This window comes from Tautonia sociabilis, from assembly GCF_003977685.1.
Lineage (GTDB): Bacteria > Planctomycetota > Planctomycetia > Isosphaerales > Isosphaeraceae > Tautonia > Tautonia sociabilis.
Genome location: NZ_RYZH01000082.1, coordinates 1 through 20667 on the forward strand (window position 1 = coordinate 1; position 20667 = coordinate 20667).

Below are 20667 nucleotides of genomic sequence, written 5' to 3' on the forward strand. Positions count from 1 at the left end.
GCTGCCCCTACCAGGTCCTGGGCCTGGTGCTGCCGACCGCCGACTTCTGGGAGCTGCTGCAGGCCGACCCCGCCGCATTGACGCAACAACTGTCAACCCAACAGGATGGCGGATGAGACAGTGCCCTAGCTCATGCAGCCGTCGAGCAGGCGAAGCTTGCCGGCATTGTGCGTGACGACGTACAGGCCAAGGCGATGGAGAAAGCCGTCGAGGGCAAGCTCCGAGCGTTTTGGGCCGCCCATCAGGTACGTAAGGCGGGCACTAAGCAACTCAAGGTGTCTCGCCGGGGATTGGTCCGAGCCTACACGCAAATCCGCCGAATTGCCGGTGAGAGGCGTAGCGATGCCAGACGGGGCTGAACGTGGCCCGGCCGGGGAACGACCGGAGCCAGATCATCCGATTCAGCCGCCTTCGGGTCCCAGCTATTCAGCGATCGCGGATCAATCGGGTGCGCCACACGCCACTTCGAGCGCTCCTTCGACAAATGTCGGGGTTTTCCTGCATCCACCTGTGATGCCCATTGACTCCTTGACTGATCGCATGAGTGATAATCACATCACTCAGGTCCTTATCAATGCGGATCGCGACAGTTGGAGAGCATGGATTGACGGACTGATTGGGCGTGTTATCACATTCTGTGTTGTTATTGCTGCCTTGGTCTTCATGGGGTTGCTCTGTTATTGGGCAATTATGAAAGAGCAGTATGACCTCGTTAAGCAAGTAGTTACCGGAGCCCTGTCGTTCCTGGGTGGGCTCGGACTCGGATACGCCGGCGGAAAGGCGAAGAAGGCTCGCGAGGAAGAGGCTGAGTAGAACCGACCGGCTTCAACGCATGTCGCCTTGCGAGTCCGGTTCAGACCTCGTACACCTTGAGCACCTCATCCCCGTAGTGATTGATGACCTTGACGGCGATCTTGCCGGTCTTGGAGGGATCGAAGGGGTAGCTCTTGGTGCTGTTGAGGGTGGACCAGTGGGCTTCGTCGATCTCGGCTCGGAGGACTCGCTTGAGCTTGGCGTAGGGGTCGTCGGAGCCGGTGAAGTAGGCGTGGCGGGCGAAGAAGGACTCGGCGTCGTAGTTGGTGTCGAGGAACCAGCAGGCAATGTCAGCGGTCGAGGATGACCGGACCTGGCCGGTGGTGGGGTCGTAGATGTCGAGGCCCTTGATCTCGACGGTGACCTTGCCGTTGCGCTCGATGGCGATGTCGGGCTCGCCGAAGATCATGAAGAGGTTGCCGGCGCCGGTCTTCTTGAGGAGTTCGTCGCCCATCGAGAGGTCGGGGTTCATGCGGACGGGCTGGATGGTGAGGCTGCCGTAGCGCTTGGTCTCCTCGGAGACGTGGGGGTCGAAGGCGAAGCCGCAGACGAGGAGCAGGTCGAAGCCGAGGCCCTGGACGGCCTCCTTGGCGGCTTCCTTGACCTGCTGGGGGCCGACGGTGCCGTGCTCGGGACCGAGGGAGACGGCGACGCGGCGGGGCTTGCCGTCGGCGTCGGTGTAGGCGCCGGTGGCGTGGAGCCAGGTGCCGGCGTATGGTTCGAGGCGGTCGAAGGCGAGGCGCTCGGCCTTCTTCGTGTTCTGGACGCCGGCCTTTCGGAGGTTGTCCAGGATCATCGACTCATAGGGGACGACCCCGGTCGTCGGGCGGCCTTCGGATTCGGAAGCCGGGCGGTCTTCGTCGGTCGAGAGGACGCGATGTGGCGAAAGGCTCTCGACCGTGAACGGGCCGGTCACGCGGAGGTGCACTAGACCCCGCACTCTCATAACCCCTGGACCAGATTCCGGGGGCAGGTCAATCCGGGGCCCTGATCCGGGCCGTTCTCGGGGGACGGTGTGATCGGGAGGGCGTTCTCGAACGCTCCTGCGCGATCCAGCTCCCGAACCCGGACAACGTCGAGTGGAGGGATCAGCCGACCAGGACGAAGTGGCGAGGGCCCTGGCCCTCGACCTCGAACCGGATGCGAGAGCCGGCGGTCGAGCGCCGGCTGAAGCTCAGCGCCTTGGGGCGAGCGACTCCCGGCAGGATCGCCACGTCGTACAGTTCTTCGATCGGGCCCTCGAACCGCAGCCAGTGGACGACCGAGCCGGATTCCAAGTCGATGACGTGGAGCCCGCACCGGGGGGAGGCCCCCCGGGTTCGGAGGTTCTCGCCGAGCGGGAGGCCCTCGAAGGAGGGGTCGCGCCGGGGCATCGACGTGCCGAGGACGGCGAACCGGCCGCGGATCGACAGCCCTCGGGCGAAGCCGGGCAGGAAGCAGACCTCCTCGAAGCGGCCGGTGTTCGGGTCGACGAAGCCGAGGTGGCCGGTTCCGGCCGCCAGCAGCCAGAGCTTGCCGTCGTGCAGGCGAGGCGAGTGGGGCATCGACAGCCCCCGGCAGACGACCTCGTTCGAGGTCACATCCATGACGAGCCCGCCGTTGATCCGATGCTCTCGCCAGCCGTCGGCCACGTCGCTGGTGCCGACCATCGTGACGTGCTTCGGGCGGCCATCCTCGAAGGCCAGGCCGTTGAGGTGGCAGCGATCCTCGGGGACCAGGGCCGAGAGGAAGGGGGGCGTCCAGACCGGCTCGAAGCTGAAGCGGTCGGAGACGGTCGCCAGGCAGCCGAAGCGGGTGGCGACGAACACGGGGCGGCCGTCGGCGTCGACGCCGAGGTCATGGACGTCCAGGTCGCCGGTCGTGTAGCCGACCCGGGGGATATAGACGCGGTCGAAGCCGTCTTCCGAGTGGCCGGGGGGCAGGTCGTTCTCGAAGCGGCGGAGGGCGGAGGCGGTGGCCAACCAGATCGTCTGGTCGGTGGCGTGCAGGCCCATCGCCCGGCCGAAGGCGGCGGCCCAGAGGCCCAGCGCCGGCCCCGGCTTGGTCCCGAGCAGGAACAGGCCGCCGCGCTGATAGGTCGTCACCGCCAGGCTCAAGCGATCTCGGGCAATCCACTCGACGAGCCCGCGGGAGGTCAGCATCCGGAAGCCGCCCCCCAGCTCGGATCGGACGGCCTCGGTCCCGGCCTCGGCCTCGGAACCCGAATCCACGCCGAAGGTTGCGTTCGCCACAAATGGTCCTCCTCGGAAGCGGCGATCTCACCGGGCCCGCTGGCATCCATCGCGGATGCATGAACGTTTTCCCAGATGAAAAACGTGTCTTACAGTGTCATCATCCTGCCTGAACCGACCATACGATGCCGGATTGCCTCGTGCGAATCGTGCGACCCTCGCCGATGTGTTGCGAGGGGTGTGGTAGCCCGGTGCCTGGGCCCCTGACCTGGAGACGAAGGCCGATGACCCGCCGCCGTCTGCCCGCCGCCTCGACGAGCCGTCCGAATGCTCTCAAGAGTCGTCACCGGAAGAATCGGGAGACACGCCGAGGGAGGCCGACCCTGGAGGCCCTCGAGGCCCGGATTGTCATGGCCGGCGAGTTCACCGATGTCACCGTCGGCCTGCCGAGCGTCGATCTCAGTTCGGTGGCATGGGGGGACTACGACAACGACGGCGACCTGGACCTCTTCCTCGCCGGTAGTGGCAGTTCGAACATCCGGTACAGCCGCGTCTATCGCAACGACACCGCGACGGCCAACACGGCCCCGACGGCGCCGACGAACCTGCAATCGGTCGACAACGGCGACGGCACCATCACCTTCTCCTGGGACGCGGCGACCGATTCTCAGACGGCCTCGAGCGGCCTGAGCTACGTGCTGGTCATCGGCAGCACCTCGGGCGGCCTGGATGTGGTCTCGCCGATGAGCGACCCGAGCGCGGGCGCCCGCCGGATCGCCTTCCGGGGCACAATCCAGGGGACCAGCTTCACCTTCGACATCAGCGGGCTTGCCGATGGCTACTCCTGCTGGAGCGTGCAGGCGGTCGACACCGGCCTGGCCGGCGAGAGCTTCGGGTCGGAGCAGACGTTCCTGGTCAGCGAACTGACCTACGAGGAGTCGACGGTCGACATCGTCCACGTCCAGCGGGCGGCCGTCGCCTGGGGAGACTACGACGGCGATGGCGACCTCGACCTGGTCATCAGCGGCCAGGACGAGAACCAGCAGGGCGTCTCTCAGGTCTACCGGAACGACGGGTCCGGCAACTTCACCCTGGTCGACCTGGCGCTCGAGGGGCTCACCCGATCCTCGGCGACCTGGGCCGACACCGACGGTGACGGCGACCTCGACCTCCTCCTGATCGGCCTGGATGATTCTCAGTCGGGAACGGCCAGGCTCTACCGCAACGTCGTCAGACTGCCGGTCTAAGCCGCTGACCAACCCGCCTCGCGGTGAGGGCCGAGACCTCCCGCGAGGACGACCGACAGATTCCGGGGGCTGCGCCTCTTCAGGGGCCAGCCCCCGTTGCGATGACAACGTGCCAGTCGGAAATGAGCACGTCAGCGGGACCCTCCTTGATCACCGACGCGGGGCCCACCTTGGTCTTCGCAGAGGCCGCCTCTCGCCGGGAGGCGATTGATCCCGCGCTCGGAGTGACGGGCGATCCCCCCCGTTCCGATTCTCTCAACGACGGGCTGGCCAGGAGCCGGGGCACCCCGGCCTGGCTCGGTGGGTCGGCCGCGATCGGAGCGCGACGGCCGCCGGCGCGATCCTGTCCGCCGGGGGCCGAGGGCCCGACCCGAGATGTGGGGCTCTCCGGCGCAATCGCACTTCAGTCTTCGAGTTCCGAGGTTCCATTCCTGCGGAGGTCGGGATGGGGACGTGGCGATGGGTGTGGCTCGGGTACGTGGCGGCTGCCGGCGGCTACGGCGGATGGCGAGGCGAGGAGCTCGGGACGGGTTGGGGCCCCTGGTGCATCCTGCTTCTACCGGCCGTGATCGGGTTCCTCTCGACCCTCCGGCGGTGGGTCGTTTCCTGGAAGGGCTGGCAGGTTGCCCTGATCGAGCTGCTTGTCCCCGTCTGCGCCGCGGCTGGCGTCGGGGGGCAGGCCCTGCTCGTCTCCTGGGGGATCGCGGCGGCGACGGGAGGATGGTCGGCGCCGGCGGCCCGAGCGGCCTTCGGGGCGGGGGTGGTGGCGGTGGTCGGTGGTCTGGTCCTGGCGTCGTATCGATCTCGGGTCGGGACCCCGGCGTCAGAGGCGACCTCGTCCCCTTCGCAGGGCTGACCGGCGATCCGAGAACGGATCGACCGTGTCGCGAGGGGATCGGCGCCTTGGTCGGCGCTCCGCTGCTCAGTCGCCGCCGAGCACCAGTTCGCCGATGGAGCCGGCGTTGAGGAATCTCGGCCCGCTGAAGCCGGGGCACCAGGAGACCCAGGCCGATCGGGCGTCCTCGGGCTCGGTCTCGGCGGAATGGGTGGAGGCGGGCACGTCCTTGTCGACGACGACCACGTCGAAGCCGATCCTCTTGCCGGGGACCAGGTCGGTGGGACGGTCGGGGTAGCGGTCGAACGCCTGGAGGGCCCACTCGTAGACGGTCACGTCGCCGTCCCGACGGAACGCCATGCGGGTCGCCGTCTGCGAGATGTCTCCCCAGCTCAGGCTCGGATTCACCGGGTCGCGGTCCTCTCCCGAGGACCGCGAGACCCCAGAGACCGGCCCCTCGCCGGGGATGCCCAGGTACTGGAGCACGGGGACCTCGGAGGCGTCGACCTCCTCGAACCGGCCGAAGACGGTGCTGAAGGGGATTCTCGAGTCGGAGAACAGGCCGTCGAGGTCGACCTCGACCGCGTCGGTGTCCCAGAAGCCCGTGTTGCCGACAATCAGGCGGTCGTCCCGGACGAGGACGGCGAGAACGATCAGGTCGGTGTCGGGGTCGGAGGCGACAGAGAACACGGGGCTCAGGTCGCAGCTGGTGGCCAGGTCGCGCTCCTCCACGCCGTTCTTGCCGTAGTTCGTGTCGTTGACGAGCATGTGGCGGATCGGGTGCAGCTCGATCGTGTCGGGCCAGTCGGCGAGGTCGCCGTCGATGGTGATGCCCGTCAGCACCGGCACCGCGATTGAGGCCGGGCGGGCCGGTTTCTCCTCCGGGGAGACCGGGGCTGGCGTCGCGTCCTGCGCCCCGGTGCCGCCCCCAAGGGGGGTGAGGGTGGAGACGACGCCGAGCAGGGCCGCGGCGAGGGAGCGCGTCCGATCGATCATGGGGGGACTTCCCTGCGAGGTTCGGTCGGGGAGGCGAGGGGCCGCCCCGACCCGGATCATCGGATCGGCCGGGCGGCATCCTCGGCGGAGACGAGGCCGTCGCCGTCGCGGTCGAGCCCGGTGAACACTTCGAGCGGCCCGAGGAACTCGCGGCGGGAGACGTCGCCGTCGCCGTTGCGGTCCATCCGGGTGAACCAGGAGGGGACCCCCTCCCCGGCCGGGGAGGGGCGCCGCTGCGGGCCCGTCTCGATGAACCGGTTCGAGGGACGGGCGGGGCCGAGGCCGATGTTGAGTCGGTATCGGTGGGGGAACTCCTCCAGGACGACCGTACCGTCCCCATCCCGGTCCCGGGCGGAGAGCAGCTCGGGGATCCCGAGAAGTTCCCGGAGGCTCAGGCGGAAGTCGTCGTCGGGGTCCATCGACTGATAGACGGCCCGGCCGAGGTCGGAGATCGAAAGGGAGAGCCGGGCGGCGAAGGCGGCCTCGTACATGGACATGTACGAGGTCAATTCCTCCCGGGAGAACGACCCGTCGCCGTCGCGATCGGCGGCGTCGAAGAGGCGAGAGATAATGGTGCCGTTGTCGATCTCCGACCGGTCGAGAGAGCCGCTGTCGTCGGCATCGCTGCTGTCGAAGTTCTGGAAGAGGAAGCTGCGATAGTCGCTGTAGCTCGCATCGACGCCGAGCTCGACGGTGATCGGGCCGAGGTCGAGCACCTGGGACGTGTCCTCGGGCGGGCCGAGCGCGTCGGCGATCGAATCGACGGCGGCGATGCGCTCGAACACCATCGGCCCGCGGGCCTGGCCGGGGGGAGCCAATTCGACCTTGAACTCCAGGTGTGGGGTTGGGGCTTCGAGCCATCGGGCGAGGCCCGAGGCGTCGAGGGGAGCGGCCCTCTCGCCCGGCAGGCCAAGTTCGGCGAGGTCGATCCGGCCGTCGCCGTCCCGATCGTAGCGATCGAGCAGGAGGCCGGCGATCTTGGCCCGATCCTCCGACGCTCCCAGGACGACGAAGGGGTGGTCCGGGGGCAGGCCGCCGGAGCTGACCCGGATGCCGAAGTAGCGCCGGACGTTGGTGGAATAGGGGTTCATCTCGTCGAGGACCACCCATTCGTCCTGGTCCCGGTCGAGGGAGGAGAGCCGCTCGGCGGCCCGGGCGATCTCGTCGGTGTCGAGGCGGCCGTTGCCGTCGCGGTCGAGGTGCTCGAAGGGGCGTTCGGTGCGGGGGTCCGGGGGCGCCCCGCCCGTACGTGTCATCGGCTCGATGCCGAGCGACTCCCGGACGTGACGGACCAGCTCGTCGCACGAGATGCGGCCGTCGCCGTTGGCGTCGGGGCCGCCCTCGTCCGGTCGGTCGGGATTCGGCCGCACCTGGTCGAAGGGCTGAGCCGCGAAGAGCTGCGCCCAGGGGCCTCGCCCGAGCTCGTCCGGGGTGAGCCGCCGGTCGTCGTCGGCGTCGAGGTAGGCAGACAACTGGACGATGAACTCGCCGAAGGCCAGGCGATGGCCGACGCCTCCGATCGTGATCCGGTAGCGGGCCACGATCGGGTGGTCATCGGCCATCACGACCAGATCCAGCACCGCGTCGGCTGGGGACGTGGCGAAGAGGTTGTCGGGGAGGTCCGAGGCGGGCCGGGCGCCGGCCGGGCCGGCGGCGAGGAGGAGCCAGGCGGCGGTCGCGAGGATCGGCCGGTTCATGCGAGCACCTCCCGGATCGGCTTGGCCTCGGGGTCGACGACGCGGATCGGCCGGCCGAGGTTGGACATATTCTGGGCCATTGGATCGAGGCCCAGCGCCAGGCAGGCGGTCGCCAGCAGGTCGGGGACGGCCACCGGACGGTCCTCGACCTCCGTTCCGTCGGCGGTCGTGGCGCCAATCACCCGGCCTCCGGCGATCCCTCCCCCGCCGACGACGGCCGACCAGGCGTTGGGGAAGTGGTCCCGGCCGTTGTTGCCGTTGATCGTCGGCGTGCGGCCGAACTCTCCCATCCAGACGATCAGGGTCGAGTCGAGCAGGCCCCGGGCCTTCAGGTCGTCCATCAGGGTCGCCCAGGCGGGATCGAGCACCTCGCTGAGCCGGCGGACGGCCTCGAAATTGTCCTGGTGCGTGTCCCAGCCGAGGATGTTGTTGCCGTCGACGCCGTTGAGCGTGACCTCGACGAACGGCACCCCGCGCTCGACGAGCCGACGGGCCAGCAGGCAGCCCTGGCCGAAGGTGTTGCGGCCGTAGGCGTCGCGGAGGTGGTCCGGCTCGTCGTCCAGGTCGAACGCCTTGACGGCGTCGGACCGCATCATCGTGATCGCGTTCTCGTAGGCGGTCCGCTGGCTGTAAGCCGCGTCGCTGGAGCGGAGGTCGAGGAACGGGTCGCGGATGTCGGCCAGCAGGCCGAGGCGGGCGTCGGCGCGGCGACGGTTGATCTCCGAGGGAGGCGACAGGTCCTTGACCTTCAGCGCCTCGGCGCCGTCTCCGCCGGAGACGACGCGGCCGAAGTCCGACTCGCCGACGATCAGCGGCGCGAAGCGGTGCCCGAGGAATCCGGGGGCATACGCGGCGGGGTTCAGGCCCCGGAACGGGGCGATGCTGACGAATCCGGGAAGCTCGAGCCGGGGGTCGGCCAGCTCCTTGCTGACGAGCGAGCCGAAGGTCGGGTAGGCGATCGGGCCAGTCGGCATGTAGCCGGTGCGGAGATGGTAGGAGGCGCGGCCGTGGTCCCCCTCCTTGGTGCTCATCGATCGGATGATCGCCAGGTCATCCATCCGGCGAGCGAGCTTCGGCAGATGCTCGCTGATCCGGATGCCGGGGACGGACGTCTCGATCTCCTCGAAGGGGCCGCCGTTCTTGTGGCCCGGCTTGAGGTCGAAGGTGTCCGTCTGGCTCGGGCCGCCGTTCATCCAGAGCAGGATGCAGGAGCGGCGACGGCCGGGGGCGGAGGCCGCGTCGGCGGCCAACGCCTCGATCCAGCCGGAGCACGAGACGGCCGCGGCGCCAAGGGCGCTCATCCGCATCCACTGGCGGCGGGTGACGGGCAGGTCGCGGAAGGGGCGAGTCATGGCCAGGATCCCGGGAGATGAGGGGGAAGGAAAAGGCCGTGGATGTGCTCACTTCTTAGTGGTTGAAGGAGAACTCGGGGCTGTTGAGGAGGGCCCAGAAGACGTCGGCCAGGGCGCGCTTGGGGTCGAGCGTCGGGCCGCCGCGGTCGACGTAGCGGGCGAGGCGTTCGAGCTCCTCGTCCCGGGGGAGCCGGCTGAAGGCGGCGAGGTAGAGGGCCTCGACCTTCTCCCGGGTCGAGAGGAAGTAGGAGTCGGCCACGGCGGCGAGCGTGCCGCTGCCCTCCGGGTTGAGCGCGGTGTTGACGAGCGGGCCGTTCATCAGGGTCAACGCCTGGAGGATGGTCGAGCGTCGCTCGGTCGGCGAGGTGCCGTCCTCGGCGAAGCGATCCATCAGATCCTTGCGCGGCGAGGTGCCGCCGAAGACGAACGGGGGCAGCGGCTCCTCTCGCTCCAGGCCCGAGGCCTGGATCAGGCTCTCGTAGAGCTGTTCCGGGGAGAGGCCGCGGACGGGCATGCGGGCGAACAGCTCGGGGACATCCTGGCCGGGGGCGTAGCCGGCGCTGGTGCGCTGGTAGGTGTCGCTGGCCGTGATGGCCCGGATCAGGAACCTGGGGTCGAAGCCGCTCTGGGCGAACCGGAGGGCCAGCTCGTCGAGTAGCTCGGGGTGGCTCGGCTGGTTGATCGGGCCCATCTCGTCGACGGGGTCGACCAGCCCCCGGCCGAAGAACTGGGCCCAGAGGCGGTTGGCGGCGGCCCGGGCGAAGTACGGGTTCTCGGGCGAGGTGATCCATTTGGCGAGGACCGAGCGCGTTTCGTCGGCATAGCGCCAGCGGGGGCGGGTCCCGTCGAGGAAGGTCGCCTGCGCGACCCGGCCGGTCTCGGGGATGGCGATCTCGGTGCGCCCCGGGATCTCTCGGCCCTGGAAGATGGCCATCTCCGGGCTCTGCCGGTCGAGGCCGGAGAAGAAGGCGGCCAGGCCCCAGAACTCGTCTCGCGACCATGTGGCGAACGGGTGGTCGTGGCACTGGGCGCACTCCAGGCGGATGCCCAGGAAGAGCCGGGAGGTGCCGGCGGCCAGGGCGCCGGGATCCCCCGCCTTCGCGGCGACGAACCCGATGGGGGACGGCTCGGGCTCCTCGCCGCTGAAGAGCCGATTCGCCTGCTGCCCGTCTCCCAGCGGCACGGTCAGCAGCTCTCGGACCATCGCGTCGTAGCCGACCCCCTCGGCGAACTGCTGGCGCAGCCAGGGCTCGAAGCCGATGGCGGCGAAGCCGACCTGCTGGTCCCCCTCGGCCTCCGGGATCATCAGATTGCGCCATTGCATGCTCATGTTCCTGACATAGCCAGGTGAGTCAAGCAGGCGGTCGACGATCTTGCGGCGCTTCTGTGGGTCGTCGTCCAGCAGGAAGGATCGGACCTCGGAGGCCGGCGGGATGCTGCCGGCGATGTCGAGCCAGACCCGGCGGAGGAACTCGGCGTCGTCGGCGAGCGGGGCGGGCTCCACCGACGCCTCCTCCAGCCGATCGCCGATCCGGCGATCGATGGCCTCGGCGAGGGCATAGGGGTCGGGGGCCGAGGAGGTGATCCCCCCCGGCGTTGAGGCCTCCCCCGGTCCCCGATCCGGGTCGCCAGCGGCCGGGGGCGGGGCCGAGGCCGAGGCGGCGAACGCCCCGAGGGGGATCATGCCGAGGATCAGGATCAGGATCAGGATCCGGAGCCGGCTCATCGCAAGCCTCCCAGGGGTCAGGGGTCGTCGATGCGTTCGGTGCGATCGCGGCGGGCCCGGCGGGGGGGCCTCCTTGGCGTCCTAGCGATCGGGCCTGTCTTCCTTGTTGTCCCCCTCTTCCTCGTCGCCCCGGGCGGCGTCGAGGACCCGGCGCGCGAGCCCCCGGAGGGCCTGGCCGAAGGAGGGCGAGGGGCCGCGGAGTTCCCAGAGGCGGACGGTGCCGTCCTTGCCGGTCGAGACGGCCCGCTCGCCGTCGGGGGAGAAGTCGACGCCGAGGATCAGGTCTTCGTGGCCCGAGAGGGCGGCGGCCCGGCGGCCGGCGGCGACGTCCCAGAGCGTGACCTCCCCCTTGCCGTGGCCGACGACCAGCAGGCCGCCGTCGGGGGAGAACCGGACCGGCCTGGGGTTGGCGTCGCCGACCTCGAAGGCGGCCCGGAGCGAGGCGGACGCGACATCCCAGAGCCGGATCGTCCCGTCTCCCGAGGTGCTGGCGATCGTCTTGCCGTCGGGGGTGAAGTCGACCGCCCAGCAGTGCCGGCCGTGGCCGATCAGGTTCGCCCGGACCTCTCCTGTCTCCACGTCCCAGATCCACACGGCCCCCGGGCGGCCGAAGCGCCAGTCCCCCACCGCTCCGGCGATCAGGCGGCCGTCAGGGGAGAAGCGGACGGACTTGACCGGCTCCTTCGGCCCGTCGATCGTCCGGAGCTCGGCGAAGGTGTCCAGGTCCCAGAGCCTCACGGTGCGGCCGGCCGCCGTGGCGGCCGTCTTGCCGTCGGAAGAGACGGCGATGGCGGCGATCCCGGGGCCGTCTCCCCCGAAGCGCCCCCGCTCCTTCCCGGTCGCCACGTCCCAGGAGATCGCCTCGCCGCCCTGGAGGGCCGCGGTGATCAGGGTCGAGCCGTCGGGGGTGTACGCGCCAGCGCCCACTCCGGACGAATGACCCTCCAGGACCCGGATCGGCTTCAGGGTGCGGGCGTCCCGGAGGACGACCTTCGCGTCGTCGGCCCCGGTGGCCACCGTCTGGCCGTCGGGGGAGAAGACGCCAAAGTGGACCTGGCCCTTGTGGTCGTTGGCCATCGCCCGGGAGGAGAGGCGGGGAGGCTTGGAGTGCCAGAGCTTGATCTTCTGGTCGAACCCGGCGGAGGCGAGCATCCGGCCCCCGGGAGAAAAGGCCAGGGCCGTGATCCCTCCCTCGTGCGGCCGGTGCGAGACGGCGACCGAGTTCGCCGAACCGCCGGCCTCCCGGAACTGGAGGAAGCCCCGGTAGTCGCCGCTGGCGATCGTCCCGCCGCCGGGGCTGAGGGCCATCGCCCAGACCATCTCGTTGTGGGGCGGGAACTCGACCTGCTTCCCGACCGAGTCGCCGTCGAGGTCCCATCGCCGGACGGTGCGGTCCTCCGAGGCGCTGGCCAGCCATCGACCGTCGGGCCCGAACGCGAGGGCCCGGATCGTCCCCTGGTGGCCGCTCAGCTCGGCGGCCTGTTCCCGGGCGTCGAGGTCCCAGAGCCTGATGATCCGGTCGGCGCCGGCCGAGGCCAACCGGGAGCCGTCAGGGGCGAAGGCCAGCGCTCGGACGGAAACCTCACTCCCGGGAAGCTTGGCGACCCGATCCCCGGAAGACGCGTCCCAGAGCAGGATCTCGCCGTCGTACCCGCCGGTGGCGAGGGTCGAGCCGTCGGGGCTGAACTCCAGCGCGAGGACCATCTCGTGGTGCCCGTCCAGGACCGCCCGGGCCTGGCCCGAGGCCAGATCCCACAGCCGGGCCGTGCCGTCGTAGCTGGCCGAGGCGAGCGATCGGCCGTCGGGGGAGAACGCGATCGCCGTCACCGCGTCGTCATGGCCGGCGAAGGTGCCGACGAGCCGGCCGTTGACGACGTCCCGGAGCGTGATCAGGCCGGATTCTCCCCCGGCGGCCAGCGTCATGCCGTCGGGGGAAAAGGCCAGCGTCAGGGAGATCTCCCGTTCCTGGCTCGGCCGATCGGTGGCGCGCACCTCCGCCAGCTTCTCCGGGGAGGGCGCCGGGTCGGCCGCGTTCCAGACGGTCAGCGCGTAGGAATTCCCCCCCACGAGCAGCCGCTCTCCCTTCCGGTCGAACCGAAGGGCGCTGACCCAGTTCGATCCGGTCGAGAACGAGGACCGTTCCCGGCCGGTGGCGGGGTCGAACAGCTTGGCCAGGGAGCTGTCGGCCCCTCCCCCGGCCGCCGCGAGGACGGTGCCGTCCGGGGAGTAGTCCAGCGCCAGCACGGGCCGGACCCCTCCGGCGTTGAAGGTCGTCCGCTCCTTGCCCGAGGAGGTGTCCCAGGTCCGGATCATCCCGTCCCAGCCCCCGGTCGCGAGCGTCTTGCCGTCGGGCGAGAAGGCCAGGCCTTCGACCGACCCCGTATGCCCCTTCAGCTCGGCGTGCTGGCGGCGCTCGGCCACATCCCAGAGCCGGGCCGTCTTGTCGACGCCCGCCGAGGCGACGAGCGTGCCGTCGGGCGAGAACGCGACCGAGAAGGCGGGCTCGCCGTGCGAGCCGAGCGTGGCGATCGCGCGGCCGTCCTCCGCGTCCCAGAGCTGGATCGTTCCGTCGAGGCAGGCGGTCGCCAGGGTCGACCCGTCGGGGGAGAACGCAAGGCCGTTGACCCCGCCCTCGAACCCGGAGATGGTCGAGCGGACCTCGCCGGACTCGGCATCCCGGAGCGCGACCGCCTTGTCGAAGCCGCCGGTGGCGAGGAGGCTCCCGTCGGGGGCATACGAGACGCATCGGATCGCCGAGGGCGAGGCAACGGCCCGCCGCAGCGTCGGCGTCCCGGAGGAGGCGTCGAAGTCATAGAGCCGGAGTTCTCCCGGCCCCTCCATCTTCGGCGGGAGGCTTCCGGTGACGACGGCAAGCGATCGCCCGTCCGGGCTGACCGCCACCGCCCAGACCCGGCCTTCCTCCTCCCCCATCAACTCAACGGGATCCCCGTCGACCTCGAAGGGACCCGGGCTCGAGAGCAGCCGCTCCAGGAAGCCCACCGCCCGGCCCTGGGCCGCTCCCGCCGCCTCCGGCCAACCCGCCCCCCCCTGGGCGACGAGGGCGATCAGGATCACCCGGGGGGCGATCCCCAGGAGGCCGGCCCGATCCAGCCCCGATCGGGTCGCTGACCCTCGGGAAGGCGACCGAGTTCCGCTCGACCAGGTCGACGTGCGCATGCGCGAGGTCCTTGTCTCGTCAAGGTCCGCCTCGATCGGCCCGTCGCCAACCGCCCTCGATCGCAGACAGGGGGCCGGGGCGAGACATGGTTCGGATCAAGAGAGGCCGAAGCACACCCCATCGATCAGGGGTGATCGATCGACCACGCCTTCAGAGCTGCGACGATTGTCCTAGGCTAGGCGGGGCCCGAGCGCAAGTCAACGATGTTTCCGAACGAATTCGTCGTCGCGGTCGGAATCCCTTCCTCCTCGGAGGGCGTCGGCGGAGGACGAGTCGGCCCGTTATTCTTCGAAAACGAGCTCGCCGAGGAGGCCGGCGTTGAGGTGCTTGACGCCGTTCCACTGCGGGCCCCAGTAGATCCAGTCGAGCCGATTCATCGGGGTGGCGCCATCCGGCCCGGTTTCTCCCTCCTTCATGTCCTCATCCGCCACGGCGATGTCGAATCCGATCCGCTTGCCGGGATCGAGCGCGGTCGGCTCGTCGGGATAGCGGTCGAAGACCTGGATGGCCCATTCGTAGGTCGTGATGTCTCCGTCGCGGTGGAATGCCATCCGGGTCGTGGTCTTCGTGACGTCTCCCCCCGTCAGGATGGGGTTGTTCGGCTCCGGGAGGCCATAGACCGGGCCCTCGCCGGGGATCGCGACGTACTGCTGGACCGGGATCTCGGGCAGCTCGATCCCCTCCCGGTGCTGGACCCGCCGATCGCCCCGGAGCCCGTCGACAAAGATCTCGACCGCATCGGTGGTCAAATGGCTGGTCGAGTTGGCGATCAGGGTTTCGTCCCGGACGATGACCGCCACGTACAGGAGCTGCTCCTCCGGGCTGTAGCCCACGGCGAAGGCCGCGCTCAGGTCGTCCGGCTTGAGGAGGTCGGTGCTTTCCAGGTCCTCGAAATTCTGCCGCCTCCCGTCGTAGTTGAAGAGCTTGTCCAGTGAATGGATGGTCATCGAATCCGGCCAGTCGGATAGGTCGCCGTCGATTGTGATCCCCTTCAGGACCGGGGCGGACGCCGAGGGCCGCTCGGCCGATTCCGAGCCCTCCTGCCCTGCCGCCGCTCCGGTCGTCGCCGCCAAGATGCCCGCCATCAGCCAGGACGCTGCGACTGGTTCCATCGCGGGGGGCTCCCCAAACAGGGCTGGTCGAGGGGATTCGGTTTCGTCTGGCGGAGGCCGGGGTCCGGCGCCGGAGCGCCGGGGGGGAGGCCTCGGGACGAGACTCCTGCATCAGGAAACCGACAATAGTCAGGACACATGACGATCGTCAAACATAATCTGTGCAGCGATCGCTCCCCGGCCATCCGAGACGGCCGGGATCGGTCGGTTCCATTGATCACCGCGCGTGCGTGGGTGTGTCGCGCGTGGCGGAGCGATCGTCCGTCGCGAATTGCCCGGTCCCGGTGTCCTCACCCGGCCCGAGGCCGACCCCTTCCCTGGCCGTCGGGGGAGCGGGCCGGGGGAAGGACGCGATTCCCGGGGAGCGACGCCGGCTCTCCGGAGGGCGCGCCCTTGTCTGGACCCTCGGGGACGGGGCCATCGAGGAGGGCGCCGTCCCTTGGGGCGTCGATCGGGGGGCGGGTCGAACGGCGATGTCCTCCGTCCGGCGGAGGTCCGCGCTCAGGAGGAGGGCTCGGCCTTCAGGTCGATCTTGGGGAACAGCGGGGCGACCTTGCCGTCGACCAGCGCGGCGGTCACGCGGAGGTCGGGGCCGGGGGGGCGGGAGGCGGCGTCGGCGAAGCAAACGCGGTCAAAGGGTTGCGCATCAGCGAAATTGAAGGCCGCGTAGAAGGTTTCGGCGGTGCGGGGGAGGAAGGGCTTGATGAGGATGGAGACGACGCGGAGCGCCTCGGCGAGGTTGACCAGGGCGATCTTCGTCGCGGCCGGGTCGGTCTTGATCAGGGCGAACGGCCGGGTCGCCTCGATGTAGCGGTTGGCGGCGTCGATGACCTGCAGCCAGATGGTCTGCAGCGCCCCGGCGTACTGGAACGAGCCGACGAGGCTGCGAAGCTCCTCGACCAGCGCCGGCAGATCCAGCCCGGCGCGCCAGGCGGTCGGGTCGATCGCCGAAGAGCCCTCCAGAACGCCGCCGAAGTACTTCACGGGCATGGTGATCGTCCGGCTGTAGAGGTTGCCCAGGCTGTTGGCCAGGCCGGTGTTGTAGGTCTCGGCGAAGCGCTCGAAGGAAAATTCGCCGTCGCCGCCGAAGGGGCACTGGCTCATGAAGTAATACCGGAACGCCTCGCTGTTGAAGCGTCGGACGAGGTCCATCGGCTCGACGATGTTGCCGATGGACTTGCTCATCTTCTGGAGGACGCCGCTCCCCTCGTCCTTGCGGTAGACGAAGCCGTGGGCGAAGACCGATTTCGGCAGCGGCAGGCCCGCGGACATGAGCATCGCCGGCCAAAGGGCGCAGTGGAACCGGGTGATGTCCTTGCCGATCACGTGGACGTCGGCCGGCCAGTAGCGGCGGAACTTCGCGTCGTCTGCCGAGCCGTAGCCCAGCGCGGTGATGTAGTTGAGCAGGGCGTCGAACCAGACGTAGATCGTCTGCTCCTCGTCGAAGGGGACCTTGATGCCCCAGGAGAAGCCCTTGCGAGAGATGGAGACGTCCTGGAGGCCGGCCTTGACCAGGTTGACGACCTCGTTGCGGCGGCTCTCCGGCTGGATGAACTCGGGGTGGGCCTCGTAGTGGGCGAGGAGGCGGTCCTGAAAGGAGGAGAGCTTGAAGAAGTAATTCTCTTCCTCGACGATCCTCAGCGGCGTCTTCGGGTGGTTCGGGCAGCAGGCGCCGGCGGCCTCGGCCTCCTCGATGGTCTTCAGCTCCCGGCCGTCGGGGGAGACGGCCTCCTTGGCGGTCTTGAACTCCTCGCACCCCTCGCAGTAGAGGCCCTTGTAGGGACGTTTGTCGATGTCTCCGGCGTCGAAGACGGCCTGGATGAACCGCTGGCAGCCGGCGTGGTGGCGGGGCTCGCTGGTCTGGATGAAGTCGTCGAAGGAGATGTCGAGGGCGCGCCAGACCTCCTTGAACTGGGAGGCCATGTCGTCGACGTAGGGCTGGGGCTCGACGCCGAGCTCCCGCGCTCGCTTGGACACCTTGATCGTGTTCTCGTCGTTCCCCATCAGGAAGTAGGTGTCGGCGCCCTCCATGCGTCGGAAGCGAGCTTGAACATCGGCGCCGATCTTCTCGAACGCGGTGCCGATGTGGGGCCGGCTGTTGGGGTAGTCGATGGCGGTGGTGATGAAGAACGTCGACGGCTGGCTCATGATTCGGTTCGGTCCAAAAGGCGTCCGCCCCCGGGCCGATTGGCACTCGAGGGGTCGCGCGGTCGGGCACCGGGGGCCGGACACGCGGGGGCTTGCCGGCGTTCGGCCGCCGGGCCGGCTCGCCGACCATTCTATCAGGATGCCGGGCCGCTCCAACCGGGGCAGCCTCCGTCGGCCCGGTCACGCAACGGCCAGCGATGGCCCTTCCGCAGACGCCGACGCCGACGCCAACGGGCCGGGGGGCGGTCCCCCATCGTGAGCAGGCCGGGGGGAAGGCCTCTCGTCGGCCGACGTCGGTTCCTCGCCCGGCTCACCCGGAAGGCGGCGAGGAACGCTGGCCGGTCGCCTCCTCCATGATGCGGTGCTCGGTCCACTCCGAGACCGGCCGGGCCTCGCCGAGCACGCCTCGGCTCATCACGGCGATGCGGTCGCAGACGCCGAGCAGCTCGGGCAAGTACGAGCTGACCATCAGCACGGCCTTCCCCCCGGCGGCGAGCTCCCCGATCATCCGGTAGATCTCGGCCTTGCTGCCGACGTCGATCCCCCGCGTCGGCTCGTCCAGCAGCAACACGTCGGCCCGCTGGTGCAGCAACCGGGCCAGCGCCACCTTCTGCTGGTTCCCCCCCGAGAGCTCCCCGATCCGCTGGTCCGGCCCGGTCGTCCGGACCCGCATCGCCTCGATCCAGCGGCGGGCCTCCTCCCGCCGCTTCCCCAGCCCCAGCCAGCCGAGCTTCGCGTAGCGACCGAGCGCTGAGAGCGTCAGGTTCTCCTCAACCGATCGGCCCAGCGCCAGCCCCTCCCCCTTGCGGTCCTCACTCAGCAGGCCCATCCCCTGGCCGATCCGCTCCCGAGGGCTCCCCGATCGGCCGGATGCCCCATTGACCGTCACCTGGCCCGACCGGATCTCGTCGAGCCCGAAGACCGCCCGCAGCAGCTCCGTCCTCCCGGCGCCGACGAGCCCGGCGATCCCCAGCACCTCTCCCCGCCGGAGCCGCAGGTCGGCCCTCCTCGGCAGTCGGCGGCCGGAGATCGCCGAGAGATCGAGCACCGGCTCCCCCGGTTCGTGGGGCACCCGGGGGAACATCTCGGTCAGGTCCCGGCCGACCATCGCGGCGATGATCGACCGCAGGTCGGTCCCCGCCATCGCTCCGCTCGACACCGCCCGGCCGTCCCGAAGCACGGTGTACCGCGAGGCGACCCGCCGGACCTCCTCCAGGAAGTGGCTGATGTAGACGATCGCCATCCCCTGAGCCCGCAAGCGGTCGATGACGGCGAACAGCCGCTCGGCGTCTCGCTCGGTCAGAGAGCTGGTCGGCTCGTCGAAGACCAGGATGCGGGCGTCGCTGACCAGCGCCCGGGCCACCTCCACCAACTGCTGCGCCCCAACGCTCAACCGGCCCGCCACCGCCTCCGGCCGGATGTCGGCGTGCTCCAGAAGGGCGAGCGCCTCCCCCACGAGCCGGCGGTGCTCCCCCCTCCTCAGCAACCCCCAGCGGGTCCGCTCCTGGCCGAGCATGACGTTGGCCTCGACCGTCAGGTGCGGGGCGATCGCCAGCTCCTGGTAGATCATCGCCACCCCCCGAGAGAGGGCGTCCCGAGGCCCCCGGGGGGCGTAAGGCTCCCCCGCGAGGGTCATCGAGCCGGAGTCGGGCCGGTAGGCGCCGCTGAGCACCTTCATCAGGGTGCTCTTGCCCGCTCCGTTCTCGCCGATCAGCGCGTGGACCTCCCCCGGGTACAGGTCGATCGAGACGCCGTCCAGCGCCCGGCTGGCGCCGAACCGCTTGGCCACCTCCCGCATCGACAGCATCGGCTCCCCCGTCGGCGCGCCCATCTCACGGCGCCCCCGACTTCAGCATCCCGGCCCCCTCCAGCGCCCGGAGCATGCCGAACGTGCTCGACTCGTTCGGCGCGAAGATGGCGTCGGCCTGCCCCCGGTACCGCGTGACCAGCTGCTGCGACTTCTCCAGGGCCGTCGCCGCGGTGGCGCCGGCATACTGGTCCTTGGAGACGAACTCGACCTCGGGAAACTCGCTGGCCATCGTGTCCAGGAACCCCTGCTCACGCTGCTCCGTGCTGGCCGAACCGACGGCATAGCGGAGCAGGATCGCTCGGCCCTTCCCCCCCATCAACGCTCCCATCCGCCTCGCCGCCAACACCCCGCCGTTGTAGTTGTCGGTGGCGACGTAGCTGACCGGCGTGTCCGAGTTCAGCGCCGAGTCGATGATCACGACCGGGATCCCCCTGGCCACCGCCTGCTCGACCGGCCCGACCAGCGCCCTGGCGTCGAGCGGAGCCAGCACGATGCCGTCGACCCCCAGCGCGATGGCGTTCTGCACCAGCTCAATCTGCTGCTGACGGTCGTCCTCCTTCTGGGGCCCCTTCCAGAGGATCTCGGCGTCCATCTCGTCGGCGGCCGTCTTGGCGCCGAAATGAATCGTCTGCCAGAACTCGTGCGTCGTCCCCTTGGGGATGACCATCACCCGCCACCGCTTCTGCTTCTGCCCGGCGAGGCTGGCATCCGAACCGTGGTCGATCTTGGGCGGATTAAGCAGCTCGGCCACCTCGGGGTCGTCCATGTTCTCCGGCGTCGCCAGCGTCTCCCCGGTGGCCACCTCGGGCTCGACCGCTCTCCCCTCAAGGTGGTCGATCAGCGTCTTGACCCCCAGATACCCCATCCGCCTCGGGTTCTGCAGGACCAGGCCCTGAATCTTCCCCTCGCGCAGCGCCTCGACCAGCGGCGGACTGCCATCGAAGCCCACGAAGATGACCCCCCCCGCCCCCGCCTCCGGTTTCGACCCGTCGGCACCAGTCGGCCCCCCCTGCTCGACCGGCCCTCCGCAGCCGACCATCACCCCAAGGACCACAAGCGACGACACGAAGACCGCAGTCCGGCCGGTCATGGCGAAGTGCCTCCCGGGCGCACGACCCGTTCGCAAGAGCGTGAGCGTTGCATTGCTTCAGTGGCGGAGGTGGAAGATCGGCCATCCTAAAGGCCTTCGGAGAGGCCGGTCAAGCAGCCGCCCCCGCCCAGGCTTGCAAGAGCGATTGCTCCATCCCTGATGCGTTTCTCCAGGAGAAATCCCGCCCGTTCGTCTCGATTCCCTCACAATCCGGAGCGGGTTGTTGACTCCGGAGAAACCCCTGGTACTATGTCCCTTGTCGCCGGTGAGACCCACCTGACGCGGGCCGCCCGACGAGGCGGCCCGTTCTCACCTGAGCGAGGCACCTACGCCGCAGTTCGGACGCATCCCGACGTTTGCTCCGTGCAACGAGCCGGGCGGCCCAACGCGACGTTCGCACGCTCCCGCCCGGGGACGGCCCGTCGGAGACGACGGGGCGGATCACGCCAGGCGGGGGCAACCCGGTGGCTCGCCGTCGCATCGGCGGTGTCT

14 protein-coding genes are annotated in these 20667 nt (G+C 69.7%); 2 read left to right on the forward strand and 12 right to left on the reverse strand.

Annotated features, from left to right (window positions below):
• Positions 1 to 125: 125 nt before the first annotated feature.
• The 3 genes from TsocGM_RS26355 to TsocGM_RS24340 form a co-directional block, all read right to left on the reverse strand.
• Positions 126 to 269 (reverse strand): hypothetical protein, encoded by a 144-nt coding sequence (locus tag TsocGM_RS26355; RefSeq protein WP_158633747.1) that lies wholly within the window; start codon positions 267 to 269, stop codon positions 126 to 128.
• A 584-nt stretch (positions 270 to 853) separates the two neighbouring features.
• A complete protein-coding gene (locus tag TsocGM_RS24335; RefSeq protein WP_199756898.1) occupies positions 854 to 1741 on the reverse strand; it encodes a hypothetical protein in 888 nt (295 codons plus the stop codon).
• A 160-nt stretch (positions 1742 to 1901) separates the two neighbouring features.
• Positions 1902 to 3044 (reverse strand): TIGR03032 family protein, encoded by a 1143-nt coding sequence (locus TsocGM_RS24340; RefSeq protein WP_199756899.1) that lies wholly within the window; start codon positions 3042 to 3044, stop codon positions 1902 to 1904.
• Positions 3045 to 3268: 224 nt separating this feature from the next.
• On the opposite strand from TsocGM_RS24340, the gene TsocGM_RS24345 reads away from it, so the two are divergent.
• Together TsocGM_RS24345 and TsocGM_RS24350 are read left to right on the forward strand one after the other, a co-directional pair.
• Positions 3269 to 4231 (forward strand): FG-GAP-like repeat-containing protein, encoded by a 963-nt coding sequence (locus TsocGM_RS24345; protein ID WP_158633748.1) that lies wholly within the window; start codon positions 3269 to 3271, stop codon positions 4229 to 4231.
• 445 nt (positions 4232 to 4676) lie between these two features.
• Positions 4677 to 5087 (forward strand): hypothetical protein, encoded by a 411-nt coding sequence (locus TsocGM_RS24350; protein ID WP_126728070.1) that lies wholly within the window; start codon positions 4677 to 4679, stop codon positions 5085 to 5087.
• A 66-nt stretch (positions 5088 to 5153) separates the two neighbouring features.
• Here the strand turns inward: TsocGM_RS24350 and TsocGM_RS24355 are convergent, their stop codons facing one another.
• The 9 genes from TsocGM_RS24355 to TsocGM_RS24395 form a co-directional block, all read right to left on the reverse strand.
• Positions 5154 to 6062, reverse strand: a complete 909-nt coding sequence (locus tag TsocGM_RS24355) for a hypothetical protein (RefSeq protein WP_126728071.1) — start codon at positions 6060 to 6062, stop codon at positions 5154 to 5156.
• Positions 6063 to 6118: 56 nt separating this feature from the next.
• Entirely contained in the window at positions 6119 to 7759 is a 1641-nt protein-coding gene (locus TsocGM_RS24360) for a hypothetical protein (RefSeq protein ID WP_126728072.1), read from the reverse strand.
• Positions 7756 to 9111 carry a DUF1501 domain-containing protein gene (locus TsocGM_RS24365; RefSeq protein WP_126728073.1) on the reverse strand — a complete coding sequence of 452 codons (1356 nt, stop codon included), beginning with the start codon at positions 9109 to 9111 and terminating at the stop codon, positions 7756 to 7758. The genes TsocGM_RS24360 and TsocGM_RS24365 overlap by 4 nt, the downstream gene beginning before the upstream one ends.
• Positions 9112 to 9166: 55 nt before the next feature.
• Positions 9167 to 10837 (reverse strand): DUF1549 and DUF1553 domain-containing protein, encoded by a 1671-nt coding sequence (locus TsocGM_RS24370; protein WP_126728074.1) that lies wholly within the window; start codon positions 10835 to 10837, stop codon positions 9167 to 9169.
• 81 nt (positions 10838 to 10918) lie between these two features.
• On the reverse strand, positions 10919 to 14014 hold the full coding sequence (locus TsocGM_RS24375; RefSeq protein WP_126728075.1) for a WD40 domain-containing protein: 3096 nt from the start codon (positions 14012 to 14014) through the stop codon (positions 10919 to 10921).
• A 282-nt stretch (positions 14015 to 14296) separates the two neighbouring features.
• Positions 14297 to 15127 carry a DOMON domain-containing protein gene (locus TsocGM_RS24380; protein ID WP_126728076.1) on the reverse strand — a complete coding sequence of 277 codons (831 nt, stop codon included), beginning with the start codon at positions 15125 to 15127 and terminating at the stop codon, positions 14297 to 14299.
• 501 nt (positions 15128 to 15628) lie between these two features.
• Complete coding sequence (metG, locus tag TsocGM_RS24385; RefSeq protein WP_126728077.1) at positions 15629 to 17275, reverse strand: methionine--tRNA ligase; 1647 nt, start codon at positions 17273 to 17275, stop codon at positions 15629 to 15631.
• Positions 17276 to 17585: 310 nt separating this feature from the next.
• On the reverse strand, positions 17586 to 19106 hold the full coding sequence (locus TsocGM_RS24390; RefSeq protein WP_126728078.1) for a sugar ABC transporter ATP-binding protein: 1521 nt from the start codon (positions 19104 to 19106) through the stop codon (positions 17586 to 17588).
• 1 nt (position 19107) lies between these two features.
• Complete coding sequence (locus TsocGM_RS24395) at positions 19108 to 20175, reverse strand: substrate-binding domain-containing protein (protein ID WP_233579168.1); 1068 nt, start codon at positions 20173 to 20175, stop codon at positions 19108 to 19110.
• Positions 20176 to 20667 lie beyond the last annotated feature (492 nt).

Bases quoted from the DNA above. Each gene is read 5' to 3' on its own strand.
- TsocGM_RS24345 (WP_158633748.1), top strand. From the start codon at position 3,269: ATGACCCGCCGCCGTCTGCCCGCCGCCTCGACGAGCCGTCCGAATGCT.
- TsocGM_RS24350 (WP_126728070.1), top strand. From the start codon at position 4,677: ATGGGGACGTGGCGATGGGTGTGGCTCGGGTACGTGGCGGCTGCCGGC.
- TsocGM_RS24355 (WP_126728071.1), bottom strand. From the start codon at position 6,062: ATGATCGATCGGACGCGCTCCCTCGCCGCGGCCCTGCTCGGCGTCGTC.
- TsocGM_RS24360 (WP_126728072.1), bottom strand. From the start codon at position 7,759: ATGAACCGGCCGATCCTCGCGACCGCCGCCTGGCTCCTCCTCGCCGCC.
- TsocGM_RS24365 (WP_126728073.1), bottom strand. From the start codon at position 9,111: ATGACTCGCCCCTTCCGCGACCTGCCCGTCACCCGCCGCCAGTGGATG.
- TsocGM_RS24370 (WP_126728074.1), bottom strand. From the start codon at position 10,837: ATGAGCCGGCTCCGGATCCTGATCCTGATCCTGATCCTCGGCATGATC.
- TsocGM_RS24375 (WP_126728075.1), bottom strand. From the start codon at position 14,014: ATGCGCACGTCGACCTGGTCGAGCGGAACTCGGTCGCCTTCCCGAGGG.
- TsocGM_RS24380 (WP_126728076.1), bottom strand. From the start codon at position 15,127: ATGGAACCAGTCGCAGCGTCCTGGCTGATGGCGGGCATCTTGGCGGCG.
- metG (WP_126728077.1), bottom strand. From the start codon at position 17,275: ATGAGCCAGCCGTCGACGTTCTTCATCACCACCGCCATCGACTACCCC.
- TsocGM_RS24390 (WP_126728078.1), bottom strand. From the start codon at position 19,106: ATGGGCGCGCCGACGGGGGAGCCGATGCTGTCGATGCGGGAGGTGGCC.
- TsocGM_RS24395 (WP_233579168.1), bottom strand. From the start codon at position 20,175: ATGACCGGCCGGACTGCGGTCTTCGTGTCGTCGCTTGTGGTCCTTGGG.